At 66.7% G+C, this 18,004-nt stretch carries 12 protein-coding genes; 6 read left to right on the forward strand and 6 right to left on the reverse strand.

From position 1 onward, the window contains the following. Positions 1–32 precede the first annotated feature (32 nt). On the reverse strand, positions 33–2,915 hold the full coding sequence (locus EPK82_RS10730) for a putative bifunctional diguanylate cyclase/phosphodiesterase (RefSeq protein ID WP_134676557.1): 2,883 nt from the start codon (positions 2,913–2,915) through the stop codon (positions 33–35). Positions 2,916–3,222: 307 nt separating this feature from the next. On the opposite strand from EPK82_RS10730, the gene EPK82_RS10735 reads away from it, so the two are divergent. Continuing rightward, the gene (locus EPK82_RS10735; protein WP_134676558.1) at positions 3,223–3,930 is read left to right on the forward strand and encodes a DUF1266 domain-containing protein; all 708 of its coding nucleotides are present in this window, start codon (positions 3,223–3,225) and stop codon (positions 3,928–3,930) included. Next, positions 3,927–6,599 (forward strand): DUF805 domain-containing protein, encoded by a 2,673-nt coding sequence (locus tag EPK82_RS10740; RefSeq protein WP_134676559.1) that lies wholly within the window; start codon positions 3,927–3,929, stop codon positions 6,597–6,599. The genes EPK82_RS10735 and EPK82_RS10740 overlap by 4 nt, the downstream gene beginning before the upstream one ends. Here the strand turns inward: EPK82_RS10740 and EPK82_RS10745 are convergent. Next, positions 6,596–8,275 (reverse strand): molecular chaperone HscC, encoded by a 1,680-nt coding sequence (locus EPK82_RS10745; protein WP_244229912.1) that lies wholly within the window; start codon positions 8,273–8,275, stop codon positions 6,596–6,598. The genes EPK82_RS10740 and EPK82_RS10745 overlap by 4 nt on opposite strands. A 118-nt stretch (positions 8,276–8,393) precedes the next feature. On the opposite strand from EPK82_RS10745, the gene uvrD reads away from it, so the two are divergent. The 4 genes from uvrD (at position 8,394) to EPK82_RS10765 (ending at position 13,857) form a co-directional block, all read left to right on the forward strand. After that, positions 8,394–10,577: a DNA helicase II gene (uvrD, locus tag EPK82_RS10750; protein ID WP_134676560.1), complete on the forward strand. Its 2,184-nt coding sequence runs from the start codon at positions 8,394–8,396 to the stop codon at positions 10,575–10,577. Positions 10,578–10,603: 26 nt separating this feature from the next. Next, a complete protein-coding gene (locus tag EPK82_RS10755; protein WP_134676561.1) occupies positions 10,604–11,710 on the forward strand; it encodes a TRAP transporter substrate-binding protein in 1,107 nt (368 codons plus the stop codon). 52 nt (positions 11,711–11,762) lie between these two features. Beyond that, complete coding sequence (locus tag EPK82_RS10760; protein ID WP_134676562.1) at positions 11,763–12,845, forward strand: TRAP transporter substrate-binding protein; 1,083 nt, start codon at positions 11,763–11,765, stop codon at positions 12,843–12,845. A 166-nt stretch (positions 12,846–13,011) separates the two neighbouring features. Continuing rightward, positions 13,012–13,857: a Tim44 domain-containing protein gene (locus EPK82_RS10765; protein WP_134676563.1), complete on the forward strand. Its 846-nt coding sequence runs from the start codon at positions 13,012–13,014 to the stop codon at positions 13,855–13,857. A gap of 139 nt (positions 13,858–13,996) precedes the next feature. Here EPK82_RS10765 and EPK82_RS10770 read toward each other — a convergent pair whose 3' ends face one another. Genes EPK82_RS10770 through EPK82_RS10785 form a run of 4 tightly spaced genes read right to left on the reverse strand, consistent with a single transcriptional unit; the run spans position 13,997 to position 17,970 of the window. Continuing rightward, entirely contained in the window at positions 13,997–14,470 is a 474-nt protein-coding gene (locus EPK82_RS10770; RefSeq protein ID WP_134676564.1) for a GNAT family N-acetyltransferase, read from the reverse strand. Then, positions 14,467–15,789 carry a hypothetical protein gene (locus EPK82_RS10775; protein ID WP_134676565.1) on the reverse strand — a complete coding sequence of 441 codons (1,323 nt, stop codon included), beginning with the start codon at positions 15,787–15,789 and terminating at the stop codon, positions 14,467–14,469. The genes EPK82_RS10770 and EPK82_RS10775 overlap by 4 nt, the downstream gene beginning before the upstream one ends. After that, positions 15,783–16,220: a hypothetical protein gene (locus EPK82_RS10780; RefSeq protein ID WP_134676566.1), complete on the reverse strand. Its 438-nt coding sequence runs from the start codon at positions 16,218–16,220 to the stop codon at positions 15,783–15,785. The genes EPK82_RS10775 and EPK82_RS10780 overlap by 7 nt, the downstream gene beginning before the upstream one ends. A 1-nt stretch (position 16,221) precedes the next feature. After that, entirely contained in the window at positions 16,222–17,970 is a 1,749-nt protein-coding gene (locus EPK82_RS10785) for a hypothetical protein (protein ID WP_244229914.1), read from the reverse strand. Positions 17,971–18,004 lie beyond the last annotated feature (34 nt).

Consider the following 18,004-nt stretch of genomic DNA (forward strand, 5'->3'; position numbering starts at 1 on the left):
TCAGCCGTGACTGGGTAGGGAGGAAACGCGGCTCAACCCGGCGCGCGCTGGATCTGCGCGCGCAGCAGCTCGGCGAAGGCACTCGCCTCCACCGGACGACTGATCAGGAAGCCCTGGATCTCATCGCAGTGCTGGCTTTTCAGGTAGTCCATCTGCGCCTGGGTCTCCACGCCCTCGGCGACCACCTTGAGCTCCAGGCTGTGCGCCATGGCGATGATGGCGCGGGTGATCGCCGCGTCCTCGCCACCCGGCGACAGGTCGCGGATGAAGGTCTGGTCGATCTTCACGTAGTGCACCGGAAAGCGCTTGAGGTAGCTGAGCGAGGAGTAGCCGGTGCCGAAATCGTCGATCGCCAGCTTCACACCCAGCGCGCGCAACTGCTGGAAGGTCACGATGACGCTCTCGACGTTGTCCAGCAGTTGGCTCTCGGTCAGTTCGAGCTCGAGGTACTCGGGCGCCAGCCCGGTCTCCTCGAGCACCTGGCGGACCAGGCTGGTGAGATTGCCCTGGCGCAGCTGATGCACGGACAGGTTGACCGACACGCGAATCTCCGCCAGCCCCTGGCGCTGCCACTCGCACGCCTGGCGACAGGCCTGGCGCAGGACGAACTCGCCGATCGCGGTGATCAGCCCGGTCTCCTCGGCCAGGCCGATGAATTCGCCCGGCGGCACCAGCCCCTGCTGCGGATGACGCCAGCGCACCAGCGCCTCGGCGGCGTTGAGCTGATCGTCGGCGAGGTTCAGCTTGGGCTGGTAGAACACCTCCAGCTGGCCCTCGTCGATCGCCTTGCGCAGCTGGTTTTCCAGCTGCAGGCGCCCCAGGGTGCAGGCCTGCAGGTTGTCGGTGAAGAACTGGAAGGTGTTGCCGCCCAGGTGCTTGGCATGCTGCACGGCCATGTTCGACTGGCTGATCAGCGTGCCGACCTCGCGGGCATAGTCCGGCATCAGGCTGATCCCCAGCGACGCGCTGACCACCAGCTCGTGGCCGCCGACGGTCATCGGCACGCGCAGCTTGGCCAGCAGACGGCTGGCCACCCGCGCCAGGCTGGAGAGGCTGCCGTAGGCATCGAGGATGATGGCGAACTCGTCACCGGACAGGCGCGCGATGCAGTCGGCCTCCGGCACGGTCTGGGTGAGGCGACGGCTCATCTGCCGCAGCAGCTGGTCGGCGACCTCGTGGCCAAGGCTGTCGTTGAGCAGTTTGAAACGGTCCAGGTCGATGTGCATCAGGGCGATGCTGCGTCCCGTCTGCCGCGCACGCTGGCTGGCCTCGTGCAGGCGCTCGCGGAACAGCGTGCGGTTGGCCAGGCCGGTCAGCTCGTCGTAGTGCGACAGGTAGCGCAGACGCTCCTCGGCTTCGCGGCGCGCCGTCAGGTCGGCGAAGAAGCCCACGATATGGCTGGGCCGCCCGGCCGCGTCACGCACCATATTGAGCTGCAACCACTGCGGGTAGAGTTCGCCGCTCTTGCGCGTCTCGATCAGCTCGCCCTGCCAGTTGCCGCTACCATCGAGTTCCTGGCGGATGCTCAGGTACTGGCGGCGCATCTCGTCGCTGCCGAGCAGGCTGGTGACTCGGCGTCCGAGCACCTCGTCCCGCGAATAGCCGGTCACGCTGCTGAAGGCACGGTTCACCGCCAGCAGACGGTAGTCCGGGTCGAGGATGAAGATGCCTTCGCTGGCCGCTTCGAAGACCATCGCCGCCAGCCGCTGCTGCTGCTCCTGCTGGCGCCGCGCGCTGATGTTGCGGCGGGTGCCGAGCATGCGCAGCACGCGCCCGCTGGAGTCGCGCTCGACCGCACGGCCACGGTCCTCGACCCACACCCAGTGCCCGTCGGCGTGGCGTACGCGGTATTCGACGTGATAGTCCTCGCTGCGTCCCTTCATGTGCTCGAGCAAGGCACGCCGCAACGTCGGCAGGTCGTCGGGATGCAGGCGCGGGCGCAGGTCGCGCAGCATCTCCCTGACCTGTTCGGGGTCGAGGCCGAACAGCTCGCGCAGGTGCGAGTGGTGCACCTGGTCGCTCTGCAGGTCCCAGTCCCACAGCCCCAGCTCACTGGCCTCCAGCGCCAGCGACAGGCGCGCCTGGCTCTTGCCCAGCGCGTGCGTGGCCTCGTCCAGCTCCAGGGTGCGCTCGGCCACGCGCATTTCCAGCTCGCCATGGGCATCGCGCAGCTCGCGCTCGGCGCGACGACGTTGCTCCACCTCGCTGGCCAGCTCCCCGTTCAGCCCTTCGGCGCGCTGCTTGGCGTGCTCCAGATGGGCGATCAGCGCCAGGTTGTGAAACCGCTGCAACAGGCTGCGCTGGACCAGGCGATTGACCTGCCAGGCGACGACCAGCAGTGCCAGGAAGAGAATGACGCTGATCAGCCCCCAGCCGCGCTGCAGGCTGTTGTCGCTGAGCAGCAGGAAGGCCGCCGACGGCAGCAGACAGGGCAAGGCGAAGGTGAGGAACGCCGGCAGGCTGACCGCGTAGGCGACGCTGGCGGAGAGGATGGCCGCGGCGATCAGCCCATAGACCAGGGCCTGCTGGTAGAACACATCGGCGGGCACCAGGACGATCACGGCGAAGGCCAGGCTCAGCCCCGAGGCACCGGCGCCGAGCAGGAACACGCGGCGCCAGTAGGGTTCCGCCTGGCGGCTGGGCAGGGCGTCGTCGAAGGCCTTCACCTGGGTCAGGCGCAGCAGCACCAGCAGCACCACCCAGGCCAGCCATGTCGCGAGCAGGGGCACGCTTTGCTGATGCCACAGCAGCAGGGGGCAGGCCAGGCCGACCAGCAACATCAGCAATGTAGGCAGACGCGAGCCCTGGAAAAGCAGGCGCGTGCGCTCGACGGCGATATCCGTGGCGAACTGATGCTCGGTCTGATGCGGGTCCAGCGTCATCTCTTGGATTGCGGCGCTAGTGGTGGCGGTCATAGGCGATGTTCTTGTAATGGTGCCTGAGGGCCTGCCCGCGCAAGCGGCGGTCGCAGCCCTGACGTGGCGGCAGAATACCCGAGACAGACGCTGTGCCCAACAGAGATGTGGGCAATTTCACAACCTGGCGTCCAACTTTCGGCGGGCGTCCCGCGCCAGGGACGCAACGCGCGCGGACACCGGCCGGCTGACCTGCCAGTCATCGCTTGAGCGCTTTCGCCCGGGCCGCCCGCGAGGCACTTGCAGCCCCCTGCCAACAGCTCCTAGGATGGCGCCCTCCCGCTCAAGGAAGAATGGCCCTCAGCCCATGGATGAACTGCAACGACGCTGGCTCTTCGCCCTGTCCGCACCGATGGTGGCGATCAATGCCCGCTACGACGCCCGCTACGACCTGCCGAACTTCTACCCGGACAACGAGTTAGTCGACCTGACCGAGTCCTGGGACATCGCCGATCGCCCGGCCCTGCTGGCGATGATCCAGCGCATGACCGACAACGGCCATGCCAGCGATCTGAGCGGCGCCTACTGGGACAACGCGCGCCTGCTGCCAAGCGAATGGCAGAAGCTGGTCGACAGCCTGGATGCCAGCCAGCAGGTCGCCTACCGCTACGTCGCCGATACCATCCTGGTGTGCGGCTCCGGCGGCATTCGCGCCTGGGACCTGGGGCGCATGAGTTTCCTCGCCCGCATCGGTCAGCTCAACGGCTGGCTCAGCCTCGAGGAAAACCTCTGGCTGCACAGCCGCCTGAGCCTGCGGGCACGCTACTACTACCAGAACTGGCAGAGCTACCTGGCCGGCTTTCTCATCGGCCGCAGCTACTGGAGTTGCCTCGGCCACGAGCAGGCGGACGAGCTGGCGCTGTGCATCAGCCGCCAGGGCAGCAACCCGACGCACGTCGCGCTGGCACGCGAGCTGGCGATGAACCCGGCGGCTGGACTGGATGACCTGCACTGGGACCTGGAGCTGGATCTGCCGGAAAAACCTGAATCGCTGGAGGCATTCGACTGGTCATGAGTTGCTGGGAACACCTCGGCATCGAGCCGACAGACGATCAGAACGCCATTCGCACGGCCTACCGCACACGCCTGCCCGAGGTCCATCCGGAGCGCGACCCCGAAGGCTTCCAGGCGCTGCGCGGTGCCTACGAGGATGCCCTGCGCCACGCGCGCGGCGAAACGAACGAGGCCGGCGAGGCGGCCGCACTGCCCAGCGCCAGCGAACAGGCCGTGCAGCAGTTCGTCGAGCTGCTGCAGGATGCCGGCCGGCGCTTTCGCCCCGAGGCCTGGCAGGACTACTGCCGGTCGCTGGACCAGCTGCCGCTGGACGTGCTGGAGAGCATCGACGGCTCGCTGCGTCACCTGCTGCTCAGCAACGGGCCGTTGTCGCACCGCTGCGCGCAGCTGCTGACCGAGCGCATGGCCTGGGCCAACCGCCTGATGCAGCTGCCCTTCGAAGAAGCCGAGCCGCTCGACCAGTTGCTGCAGCGCATCGCCGAACCCGACCCGTTCGACCTCGCCACCCTCAGCGACTGGCCGAGCGTGGCGCAGGTGGAGAACCTCTGGTACGTGCGCACCCTCGAGCACCTGTTCCAGAACCGGCCGCTGCAGGAGTTCCGCGGCTGGAGTTCCCTGCACCTGTGCCTGCCGATGCCCGCCGACCCGGCCTACTACCCGCACCTGTACCGTCAGTGCACCCTGGCCGGCGTGGCCCTCAGCGGTGCCCTGGAGCACTACCAGGCGCGTCACGCCGAGCAGCCGGACGATCTCGACATCCTCTACCTGCTGGCGCTGCAGAAGCAGCACCATGACCAGGATGCCCTCGACCTGTGGACGCGCCTGTGGCTGGAACGCGAGATGCCCGAAGCGGCCGCCTGGCTGCTGGCGTGGAGCGCCTACCATGCGCCGGAGCACCTGCCTCTGCTGATCATGGCCTGCGACCGCAGCCAGCAGGATGTGGACCGACAGTACGCCCTGGACGACAACCGTCTGGGCGATGGCGAGCCGGCGCAGAGCCCGCAGACCCTGGCCCGCTGGCTGCGCGCGGCCGACACCGACCTGCCGGCCCTCGCACGCACCTTCGTCGCCTGGCAGCTGGGCGACAGCGAATGGCCGTTCCTCGCCGAACTGTTCAGCGCACTGGATACGCCGCTGACCCGCCTGTATCGCCAGGCCTGGCTGCTGCAGCGTGGCGAGGCGGCGGACATCGAGCCGCTGCTGAACCTGACGGTCGATGAACATCCGCTCGCTGCTGTCGTGCAGCAAGGCTTCGCCTACCTGGCCGGGCAACAGCTGCAATGGCTGCGCGAATCGCCCGCCGTGCAGGCACTGCAACATGCGCTGGCCACGCCCGGCGCGGCCTTGCCCCAGGCCCTGGGCGACAACAGCGTCGCCCGCGCGCAGATGCTGAGCTGGCTTCGCCGCCTGCGCCACTATGCGCCCGACACCCTGCAACGCCTGCAGGACGTGCTCGCCCCGCTGGCGGACGGTCTGCATCCCTATTGCCTGAAGCTGCAACTGCGCCTGCTGCAAGCGGGACAGGCGTTGCCGCCGCTGCCCGCCGAGCCCGAGGCGCGCTGGCAGCTGCAGCGCCAGACCCTGCTGCTGATCGGCCTGCTGGAGCAGCCACTGCAGTGGCTGGGACGGCTGCGTGAGCGTGTCGGGCGCGTGCCCACTTCCGCCGAGCATCCGGCCCACGCCTTGCAGACGCAGTGGCTGGCGGCCGACGCCGCGCCTCAGCAGTGGCTGTTCGACCTCGACGAAGGCGATGCCTTGCAGGGACTGCTGGCGGCCGAACTGGTCAGCCCGAGCGTGCTGCTGGGCAGCCGCCGGCTGCCCTCGGTCGCCCGCATCGAAGCCGGCGCCCGGCACCACGGCCATGAGCTGGCGGGCGATCCCCTCGGCCAGATGATCCTCGACGCCCTGCTCTACCACGACCCGGACCTGCCGCGCGCGCTGCGCGACCAGGCCCTGCAGCGGCTGCACGGTTTCACCGGGCCCAGCACCTGGTTCGACGCGTTCCGCGAGGGCCTGGTCAAGGCACGTCCCGAGTCCCTGGCGCAGTCGATCTGCAAGGACAACGGACTGCCCTTCTCGACCATGCAGACGATCTTCGAGTCGATGCGCACCCTGTACCAGACCAAGCCTGGCGTTCCCACCTCGGGTCAGCTGCGCTCGCTGCAGCAGGCCAAGGACAGCACCATGACACCCATCGCGGTGCGCCTGGCGATCACCCTGCTGCTGTCACGCAGCGAACGCCTGCTGCCTCGGCATCAGCCCGACAGCCTGCGCGCGCAGTGGCAACCCTGGCGACTGGGCGGGCGCCTGAACCGGCTCAACTTCACCCTGCAGACCATCGCCCTGGCGGCGATCGCCGTGCCCCTGGCCGGCCTCGCCAGCAAGGCCGGCAACGGTCTGGCCCTGGCGACGCTGCTGGTCATCGGCCTGGCGCTGATCGGCTGCCAGTTGCGCCGCCTGCACGACATGAGCCGTGGCGCCGGCACCCTGGTGATGCTGCTGGCCGGCAGCTTCTTCATGCCCTACATAGCGCTGCTGCTGTTCTTCTGGCCGGGCGACCCGCTGCCCAACCGCTACGGCCCGCCCGGTGGCCGACGGGCCGACGCCGGGCAGGGCCTGCAGGCCCGCCTGCGCCAGCTCAACGGCTTCCGCGAGCCGCCGGCCGGCTAGAAGCGCAGCGCCTGCAGCTGTTGCTCCAGGCGCTGCCGCGCGGCGGTGATCGGCTGCTCCTGCTGGGTGCCGAGCACGCTCTGGAACTCGTCCAGCCACTGGCCGATCTGCTCGCGCTCGGCCCCCAGGGTCTGCATCCAGGCGCGTTCCAGGCGTGCCAGCAGCGTGCGGTTGGGCAAGGTATCGCGCGGGTGGATCTTCAACCCGGCCAGGCGCGCCTGGCTGGTGGCCCGTGCCTCGGCACTCAGGCCGGTGGGGCTGCGGTCGATCACATGGCCGTGGCGCTGGCCGTTCTCCAGGGTCACGTCCACTTCCAGCAGGCCGTTGATGTCGTAGCTGAAGCGCACATCCAGTGCCTGCACCTGCCCGGTCTGGATCAGCTTCACCTCGAAGGCATCGACGAAGATGTTGTCGCGCACCCAGGGGCGCTCGCCCTGGTAGACCTCGATGCGGATGTACTCCTGCTGCGCGTGGGTGGTGTAGTAGCGCTGCACCCGCGAGGTCGGGATCACCGTGTTGCGCTCGATGATCGGCGAGAAGGCGCCGGGCTGCTCGTCGCTGCGGCGCGAGGCGATCCCCAGGGTATAGGGGCAGACATCGGTGAGGATGACTTCCTCGATGGCATGGTCGCGCGCCTTGCAGGCGGCCTGGGCGGCGGCGCCGAGGGCGACGATGGTGTCCGGGTCGAGGTGCCGGTAGGGCAGACGGCCGAACAGGGTCGCCACCAGTTGCTGCACCGCACTCATCCGCGTGGCGCCGCCGACCAGCACCAGGCTGTCGAGGTCGCGCGGATTGAGCCGCGCATCACGCAGGGCCTGCTCGATGGGCTGGCGCAGACGGGTCAGCAGCGGCGTCCAGATCTGCTGCGCCCGCGCCTCGTCCAGCTGCCACTGGCGGCCCATCCAGTCCAGCGTCTGCGGACCGTCGGCGAGGCGCCGCTTGAGTTGCTCCAGGGCATCTTCCAAGCTCGCCAGCGCCTGGCTGTCCAGCGCGCTGCGCGCCAGTTGCCAATCGTCCAGGCAGGCCCCGAGCAGGGCTTCGGTGAAATCTTCACCCCCCAGGAAGTTGTCGCCGGTGGAGGCATGCACCTCGATCAGCGGCAGCGCGTATTCGAGCACGGTGACGTCGAAGGTGCCACCGCCCAGGTCGAAGATCAGGGTGCGTTCGAACTGCTGCTCGTGCAGGCCGTAGGCCATCGCCGCGGCGGTCGGCTCGTTGATCAGGCGCTCGACGCGCAGCCCGGCCAGCTCCGCCGCGAACACCGTGCGCTTGCGCTGTTCATCGCTGAAATAGGCTGGCACCGAAATCACCGCCGTGCTCACCGGCATGCCGAGGTGCGCCTCGGCATCGGCCTTGAGCGAGCCGAGCACCAGCGCCGAGAGTTCTTCCGGGGTGAACTGGCGGTCGCCCAGCGTGAAACGCTTGTCGCTGCCCATGTAGCGCTTGAACGCCGCCACGCTGCGCAGTGGATGAGTGGTCAGCCGGGCACGGGCAGCGCTGCCGACGAGGATGCTGCCATCTTCGTCCAGGCTCACCGCCGACGGCGTGAGGACCTCGCCGAGGGCATTGGGAATGAGCTCCGCACGCCCCTCGCGCCAAACCGCGATGAGGCTGTTGGTGGTGCCCAGGTCGATGCCCAGCAGGGGGCTTTCCATGGCGTGGGTACCGGTAGACATCGGCGTCACGACTCCTTCAGATCCATTGAGAGGCGCAGTCTACTCCGCGCGCAGGCCTCGGCAAACCGCCTGGTCGACACGGTTTGCCCTCCCCTGTCCGGCCCCCTAGAATGCCGCGATGCAAAACGACCCCGAACTCCTCCTCGCTTCGCTCAACGACGCCCAGGTCCAGGCCGTGGCTGCCCCGCTCGGCCGCCAACTGGTACTGGCCGGTGCCGGCTCCGGGAAAACCCGTGTGCTGGTGCACCGCATCGCCTTCCTGATTCAGGCCATGGGTGCTTCGCCTCATTCGATCCTGTCGGTGACCTTCACCAACAAGGCCGCCGCCGAGATGCGCCAGCGCATCGAGGACATGCTCGGGCACAGCCCGGCCGGCATGTGGGTCGGCACCTTCCACGGCCTGGCCCACCGCCTGTTGCGCGCGCACTGGCAGGAAGCCGGCCTGGCCGAGAACTTCCAGATTCTCGACTCCGACGATCAGCAACGCCTGATCAAGCGGGTGATCCGCGACCTCGGCCTGGACGAACAGCGCTGGCCGGCCAAGCAGGCGCAGTGGTTCATCAATGGCCAGAAGGACGAGGGCTTGCGCCCGGCGCACATCCAGGCGGGCGGCGACCTGTTCCTCGCCACCATGCGCGGCATCTACGAAGCCTACGAGGCGGCCTGTGCCCGCACCGGGGTGATCGACTTCGCCGAGCTGCTGCTGCGCGCGCTCGACCTCTGGCGCGACAAGCCGGGCCTGCTCGAACACTACCAGCGGCGCTTCCGCCATATCCTGGTCGACGAGTTCCAGGACACCAACGCCGTGCAGTACGCCTGGCTGCGTTTCCTCGCCAAGGGCGGCGACAGCCTGATGGTGGTCGGCGACGACGACCAGTCGATCTACGGCTGGCGCGGCGCGAAGATCGAGAACATCCAGCAGTTCTCCAGCGATTTCCCCGACACCCAGCTGATCCGCCTGGAGCAGAACTACCGCTCCACGGCCGGCATCCTCAAGGCCGCCAACGCCCTGATCGCCAACAACAACGGGCGCCTGGGCAAGGAGCTGTGGACCGACGGCAGCGACGGCGAGCCCCTGGCGCTGTACGCCGCGTTCAACGAGCACGACGAAGCCCGCTACGTGGTGGAGAGCATCGAGGACGCCCTGCGCAAGGACGGCCTCAAGCGCAGCGAGATCGCCATCCTCTATCGCTCCAACGCCCAGTCGCGGGTGCTGGAAGAGGCGCTGCTGCGCGAGAAGATCCCCTACCGCATCTACGGCGGCCAGCGCTTCTTCGAGCGCGCCGAGATCAAGAACGCCATGGCCTACCTGCGCCTGCTCGACGGCCGCGGCAACGATGCCGCGCTGGACCGCATCATCAACGTGCCGGCGCGCGGTATCGGCGAGAAGAGCATCGAGACCATTCGCGAATACGCCCGCGCGCATGACGTGCACATGTGGCAAGCGATCCGCCTGATGCTCGCCAACAAGGCCCTGCCGGGCCGCGCTTCGAGCGCCCTGAGCGGCTTCATCGAGCTGATCGAAGGCCTGGCGGAGAAGGTCCTGGCGATGCCCCTGCACCAGATGACCCAGGTGGTCATCGAGCAGAGCGGCCTGCTCGCCTACCACGAAGCGGAAAAAGGCGAGAAAGGCCAGGCCCGCGTGGAGAACCTCGAGGAACTGGTCAGCGCGGCACGCACCTTCGAGAATGACGAAGACGACGAGCTGACCCCGCTGCAGGCCTTCCTCACCCACGCCTCGCTGGAGGCCGGGGACACCCAGGCCGCCGAGAACGAGGACAGCATCCAACTGATGACCCTGCACAGCGCCAAGGGCCTGGAATTCCCGCTGGTGTTCCTGGTGGGCATGGAAGAGGGTCTGTTCCCGCACAAGATGAGCCTGGAAGAACCGGGCCGACTGGAAGAAGAGCGCCGCCTGGCTTATGTCGGCATTACCCGTGCCATGCAGAAGCTGGTGATCAGCTACGCCGAAACCCGGCGTCTCTACGGTAGCGAGACCTACAACAAGGTATCGCGCTTCGTCCGCGAAATACCCGCACCACTGATTCAGGAAGTCCGCCTGAACAACAGCGTCAGCCGCCCGGTGAACACCAGTTCCATGGGTGGCAGCAGCCTGTTCGCCGGCAGCGCCGTACCGCAGACGCCCTTCAACCTGGGGCAACGCGTGCGGCACAGCCTGTTCGGCGAGGGCACCATCCTCAATTTCGAGGGTGCCGGCGCACAGGCGCGGGTACAGGTGAATTTCGAAAACGAAGGCAGCAAGTGGCTGATGCTGGCCTATGCCAAGCTGGAAGCCTGTTAGAACCTACCGTATCTGGAGAACCATCGATGAATCGCCGCAACCTGTTCGGCGCCGCCCTGGCCCTGATGGCCACCTTCGGCCTGCTCGGCTGCAAGGAAGACAAGGCTGGCAGCGAGCAAACCGCAGCCGCAGCCGCAGCCGCGCCCGCACAGACCATCCACTGGAAGATGGTCACCTCCTGGCCGAAGAACTTCCCCGGCCTCGGCACCGCAGCCGAGCGCCTGGCCGAGCGCATCAACGCCATGAGCGCCGGGCGCCTGACCGTCAAGGTCTACGCCGCCGGTGAGCTGGTGCCCGCCCTGGAAGTGTTCGACGCCGTTTCCCGCGGCACCGCCGAGATGGGCCACGGCACCCCGTACTACTGGAAAGGCAAGGTACCGGCCGCGCAGTTCTTCAGCAGCGTGCCGTTCGGCCTGTCCACCCTGGAAATGAACGCCTGGCTCAGCCACGGCGGCGGCCAGGCACTGTGGGACGAGACCTACGCGCCGTTCGGCGTGAAGCCGCTGTCCGCTGGCAACACCACCATGCAGATGGCCGGCTGGTTCAACAAGGAGATCAACAGCCTGGATGACATCAAGGGCCTGAAGATCCGCATGCCGGGCCTCGGCGGCGAAGTCTGGAGCAAGCTCGGCGCGATCACCGTCAACCTGCCCGGCGGCGAGATCTTCACCTCCCTGCAGACCGGCGCCATCGACGCCACCGACTGGGTCGGCCCCTACAACGACCTGGCCTTCGGCCTGCACAAGGCCGCCAAGTACTACTACTACCCGGGCTGGCAGGAGCCCCAGGCGGTGGTCGAGTCGATGGTCAACCAGAAGGCCTTCGACGCCCTGCCGGCCGACCTGCAGGCCATCGTCGTCGAGGCGGCACGCGCGGCCACCCTGGACATGATGGACGACTACGTGTTCAACAACGCCAAGGCGCTGGGCAGCCTCAAGGCCGAAGGCGTGCAGCTCAAGCGCCTGCCGGACGACGTGCTGCAGGCCATGCGCGAACAGTCCGCAGCCGTACTCGAGCAACTGGCGGCGGCGAGCGACCTCAACGGCCGCATCTGGGCCTCGCAGAAAGCCTTCCTCGAAGAGGCCAGCGCCATGCAGGCACTGACCGAGAAAGAGCTGTACAACTGGCGCTGAGCCAATCGAACGGGGCCACTGAAGGCCCCGTTTTTCTTAGGGATGACTGTCCATGCGTCTTCGCTCTCTGCTTCTCCTGCCCCTGCTCGCCCTCGGCCTGACCGGCTGCAAGGACGATTCCGCCCCTGCCGACGCAGCCCGTGCGCCTGCGCAAAGCTTCCACTGGAAGATGGTCACCACCTGGCCGAAGAACGCCCCGGGCACCGGCGTCGCCGCCGAGCGTCTGGCCGAGCGGATCAACGCCATGAGCGCCGGGCGCCTGACCATCAAGGTCTACGCCGCTGGCGAGCTGGTGCCGGCGCTGGAAGTGTTCGATGCCGTCTCCCGTGGCACCGCCGAGCTCGGCCACGGTACGCCCTACTACTGGAAGGGCAAGGTGCCGGCCGCACAGTTCTTCGGCGCCGTTCCCTTCGGCCTGTCCACCCTGGAAATGAACGCCTGGCTCAGTCATGGTGGCGGCCAGGCGCTGTGGGACGAAGCCTACGCGCCCTTCGGCCTCAAGCCGCTGACGGCGGGCAACAGCACCATGCAGATGGGCGGCTGGTTCAACAAGGAAATCAACGGCCTGGCCGACATCAAGGGCCTGAAGATCCGCATGCCGGGCATCGGCGGCGAGGTCTGGAGTCGCCTCGGCGCCACCACCGTGGTGCTGCCGGGCGGCGAGATCTTCACCGCCCTGCAGACCGGCGCCATCGATGCCACCGACTGGGTCAGCCCCTACAACGACCTCGCCTTCGGCCTGCAGAAAGCCGCCAGGTACTACTACTACCCCGGCTGGCAGGAACCGCAGTCGGTGCTGGAGCTGCTGATCAACCAGAAGGCCTTCGACAGCCTGCCGCCCGACCTGCAGGCGATCGTCACCGAGGCGGCCCGCGCCTCGACCCTGGACATGATGGACGACTACGTGTTCAACAACGCCCTGGCGCTGGACGAGCTGAAGAAAAGCGGCACGCTGCTCAAGCGCTTCCCCGACGAGGTGCTGCTGGCCATGCAGCAGGAAACCGAACAGGTACTCGGTGAACTGGCCGCGCAGAGCGAACTGAACGGCCGCATCTGGGCCTCGATGCAGGCCTTCCAGGCGCTGGCGACCTCGATGCAGGCGCTGTCGGAGAAGGAACTCTACGACTGGCGCTGAATGGACGGCGCCTGCGGGCTCCGTTCGTCGTTCGGGCAGGCGCGCGGATTTCGTCCGCACGGGGCCTGCCGCGCCAGGCAAAAGCCAGAAACATTCTGTCACTGGCCACGCCCATCCTTGCCGGGCAAGATGCCGCCCAAGCTTTTCCACAAGAGAGAAAACCGTGATGCAGCGTTTCCTCAGTATCGCCATGGTCCTGTGCCTGGCGCTGACCTTCAGCTTCGAAGCCCACGCCAAGCGCTTTGGCGGCGGCAAGTCCTTCGGTTCCGCGCCCAGCCACCAGACTCGCCAGGCCACGCCGCAGTCGCAACCGGCAACCACCGCGCCCACCGCAGGTCGTCAACCCGCTGCCGCCAGCGGCGCATCGCGCTGGCTCGGCCCGCTGGCCGGCCTGGCCGCCGGTGGCCTGCTCGCCTCGATGTTCATGGGTGATGGCTTCGAAGGCCTGCAGATCATGGACTTCCTGATCTTCGGCCTGATCGCCTTCCTGATCTTCCGCTTCCTCGCCGCCCGTCGTGCCCAGCAGCAGCCGCAAGCCGCCACCGCTGGCGCACCGTACCAGCGCGAAATGCCGACCCAGGCCGCACCGACTTCGATCTTCGGCGGCAGCGGCGCTGCGGCAGCGCGCCCGGTGATCAACGCCCCGGCCTGGTTCAACGAGCAGAGCTTCCTGGCTGCCGGCCGCGAGCACTTCATGAACCTGCAGCAGCACTGGGACGCGAACGAGATGGACAAGATCGCCGAGTTCGTCACCCCGCAACTGCTGGACTTCCTCAAGCGCGAGCGCGCCGAGCTGGGCGACGGCTTCCAGTCCACCTACATCGACGAGCTCGACGTGCAGCTCGAAGGCGTCGACGACAACGCCGAGAAGACCATCGCCACCCTGACCTTCAGCGGCCTGTCGAAGACCTCGCGCTTCGACCAGGGCGAAGCGTTCAGCGAAAGCTGGCGCCTGGAACGCGCCCAGGGCGACAACCAGCCCTGGCTGATCGCCGGCATCCGCCAGAACTGATCAGCAGCGCAGCATGAAAACCCCGGGCAAGCCCGGGGTTTTTCGTTTCGGCCCTGGCCGGCCAGCGGCTCCTGCAACACCATCAGCCCGTTCGGCAGCAGCGCAGCGGGCACATCCGAGCGGGCGCTGCAGCGGCGACCTAGCCGGACGTCTGGTCGCCCGCCGCCCGGCGCATGCCGATATGCGGGATGTCGTCCTCCAGGTAGACCTCGGTCACCGGCTCGAAGCCATAGCGCCCGTAGTAGCCCTGCAGGTGCGCCTGTGCCGACAGGTACAGCGGCACGCCCGGCCAGCGCTGCCCACACTCGGCCAGCGCCCGCTCCATCAGCTGGTGCCCCAGGCCGCTGCCTCGCGCCGACGCGGCGATCACCACCCGACCGATCACCACCTCACCGTCCATGCGCTGCGGATCGAGCAGACGCAGATAGCCCACCAGGCCATGCTCGTCGCGCGCCAGCAGGTGGCAGGTGTCGCCCAGCAGGTCCTGGCCATCGGTTTCCAGATACGGGCAGTTCTGTTCGACCACGAACACCTGGGTACGCAGAGCGAGGATGGCATACAGCTCATGGACGTCGAGTTCGCTATGGTGCTTGCTGATCCAGCTGATGGTCATCTTTCTCTCCATAAAACCTGGTGTGCATGTTGTCCCTCTGGTCGCGCCCGGCCACGCAGGCAACGCCAGAACATGACGCCGAGTATCAGCACCAGCCAGAGCAAAGGCACCAGAAAAAGCACTAGGGTACTGACTGCATGCCGCCCCACCTCTGTGTGGTAGACCAGCCGCCCCCCACCCTCCTGCCGCTCGGCCGCTATCAGCACGGCATTCTGCAACTTGCTCAGCGTACCGATTTTCGGCACTGAAACCGGGAGCTGGCGCAAGGCCCGCACTAGGCCGTTCCAGGCTGCGGCACTGTTTTCGATAGGCCAATAGGAAGTCGATCGGCCCGAATAACTGGGCGCCAGGTCAGTCAAGGTCAGACTATGCGCCTGCGCCTCGGCATAGACTGCGACGATAGCAGCCACGCGCGCCTCCAGCTGAGCGCGCACGTCCCCGGCAAGCACGGCTATCGCTGCATTGCGCGACGCATAGGAAGCAGCTTTATAAGCCTGAAGTAACTGCTCGGGTCGAGCGTGGAGCGAATCCCGAAAATCAGTCCAGCGCTCATAGCCCAGCAACTGCATGATGGCCTGCTTGCCGGCCTGGCAATCGACATCGGCAGGGCATAGCAGGTCGAACTCGGTCATCGCCGCAGGGAATAGCTCAAGCCCCGTAAGCGTGAAGAAGTCCCCCGACTGCCTCTCCTGCCAGAGTCCGGCAAGCGCATATAGCAGCGGCAATTCAGCGTGGGCAACAGGCGCCATCATCGCCGGTCCCCAGTAATAGTTCCGGCAATCGACGCGGTAGGACAGCGAAGCGTACGACGGCTCAGGCTCGCTCAGCACCCCACATGAGAGCGTCTGGTCCGCTGGTTTAAAAAGCAGCCGCGTACCTGCTGGCGGCAGGTATTCGCCAAGATCCTCACCGCCGTGCAGCACCAGATCCGGGTAGCCCATCAGAGCGCCCTGCAGCCGGTAGAAAGTCGCTGACCAGAGCTGCTGGCCATCGCTGACCAGCAACACAAGCAATCCGCTCGCCAGGACCAGCAAGGCGCCCAGCGGTCGCCGATGAGTCAGCAGAGCGACGCTCCCCAGGTAGATCAGCGGCAACCCCAGCAGCAGCCCAGGCAACGCCAGAGAACTTTCCGACGCCCAGTTGAACAACAGATAGTGGCTGCTGGCGAGCACCGCCAGGACCGCACAAAACAGCCCGAACGCCAGCGCAGTCGCACCCCAGCCTCGGATAGTGCTCGGCACCAGCACCGCCGCGCTCAGCGCCACCAGTGCCAGGCTTACCCAACGAACCCAACCGGGCGACGCCATCATCTCTAACATGGCCACTCCCATCCTTCGCAGTTGAACACCCGCCGGCCATGTATATGAATCTGTTTCCAAGCCAGCTGGCCATCCTTTTCCAGCCCGTAGGAAACGCCGTGTTCGACACCCGTAGCGTAGCGACGCCAGACGCCGACAGTTGTCAGGGCCAGCCAGGTTCCGATCCATTCATCGTCGCGATACCAGCCATACATGACGAAGCCGCCGTTCGTTTCCTCGACCAAGTAGCCGCTGCGTTGACCGTTGGCTTGCGCACCGCAGCTGACCAGCTTGCCATCGACGATGTCCTTGTGAATCTCATCCGTGCTGCGCGCACAGCCGTCGCCATCCAGAGCAGGTGGAGCGAGCTCGTTCAGCAAGCGCTGTGGCACCCGTTCGAATGCGCTTGCGCAAGTAGCCAGCAGCAGAAGAACCAGGGTAAGCGCACGCATATCAGTTGCCCTCCTGCTGCATGAAGCGATACGTCCAGCGCACCGTGCGCGGCGTGGAGTCGAGGGTGGTCAACTGCTCAATGCGCCTGACCTCACCGTGAAACTTGAACACACCATCGGGGAACAGGAAGTCCTCGACGATCGGCTCATCAAGGTCGGCAGAACGGGCAACCGGCATCAACGCCTGCCCATTGGCATCGAGAAAGCGCAGTCGGCCGAACAACTCGCGCGCCGGCTGCTCAGGCTGCACCAGCGCGCTCGGCAAGGCGCCGACGGCAACCAGCCAGGGCGTTTCACCGACCTGGTAGGGCAGTACCTGCCAGGCCATAGCAGTCGGGCAGGACAGCTCGCTCTCGACCTCAGCGTCATGCAAGAAGCGCAGCTCACCATCACTGCCCTGTAGCTCCCAGCGCACCTGATCGAGCTGCTCGGGTGGCAACACCGAATAACGCCGGTAGTCGTCAGCAGGCAATCTCTGCACGGCTCGCCAGCGCAACAGTGGCTGCTGCGAACTGACCACACGCAACTGACAGACGGCGCTCAAGGAAATCGGCAGAAACAGCTCGTGATACTCACGCCCCTGCGCCTGCAACGGCAGTTGTGTGGGCATGTCGAGGCCGGTATGCGCCAGCGGCAAGTGCCAAGTCGAAGGCAGCGACGAAACGCTACGCAGCTGGTCGTCAGTGGAGAAGCGCACATCCGTCAGACGCTCCTCCTTGCCGCTCCACAGCCTGATCGGCAGGTGCGCCGGCGGCGTGCCCTCGAAGCGCAGCTGGTACATGTCGGCAGCGAGAAAATCCTTGCCCCGCATCAGACGATCCCAGGCGCTGTCATAGCCCGGCGAATGGGCGTAGCGCACGCGATGCCAGGCCTGATGCGCCGGGTAGTCATCCGGCTTGAAATGCAGGGTTTGCTTGCCCCGGTTGACAACCTCGACCCACCACTCGCCTGGCAAGGCGCCCGGTCGGGCGGTGATGTGGCTATCGCCGACACGGATGACACTCTCCTCGTCCGCCAGCACCAGCCAAAGCGGCTCCTCGTGCGCAATAGGGACCTTGCGCAGCACATCAGCCAGCACCCAGGCTGGCTCCCGGTAGGCGCAGGCCGGGCTGTATACCGGCGTCCAAAACAGCTCGAAGCGGTGCGCCGGCATGGCGCGCGTCGGGTACTCGGCAAGCTCTTGCGACAGCGCCAGGTCGGCATCGATGCCGACCGGCAAAAGTCGTTGTGGTGCATCCAGACGCAATGCGGGGGTACACAACTGAGTGCCATCCGCGTTGAACAATCGGAGATTTTCGATAGCCAGGATGCTTTCCGGCATCAGCGCATTGTTGCCGTGCGCGGGCAGCAGTAGCTCGAACCAGTCGCGTCGAGCGGGGTTGCTATAGACATGACCGAAGCCAGCATGAAGTCTGAGCGTGCCAGCCAGAGCAGTGGGCTGCAGCGGCTCGCCTATGGCCGGACTGGGCAGTTGAAAGGGCTCGTATACGGCCATATGGGTGCTGTCGAACAAGCCGTGGCCCTCACGGGACGCCACGACCAGCAGCGCGACCAACCAGCCTATGGTGATCAGGCTGACGATGACGAAGCGCCGGGTGCGCAGTTCCTTTTGCAGACGCACAACGATGCGGTTGCGGAGCTGCGCGATTGGGGTTGAAGATGCATCCTGCATGCGGCGACGCTTCCAAGCTTTTCGCGGGGCGTCAAGGTTGCCGATAAAGGCCACTCGGCTCAAGCTGAAATTGCCCATGCTGCTAACTGCAGCCGGCTATCTGCGGATCGCT

The organism is Ectopseudomonas khazarica (assembly GCF_004521985.1).
In the GTDB taxonomy this organism is placed as follows: domain Bacteria; phylum Pseudomonadota; class Gammaproteobacteria; order Pseudomonadales; family Pseudomonadaceae; genus Aquipseudomonas; species Aquipseudomonas khazarica.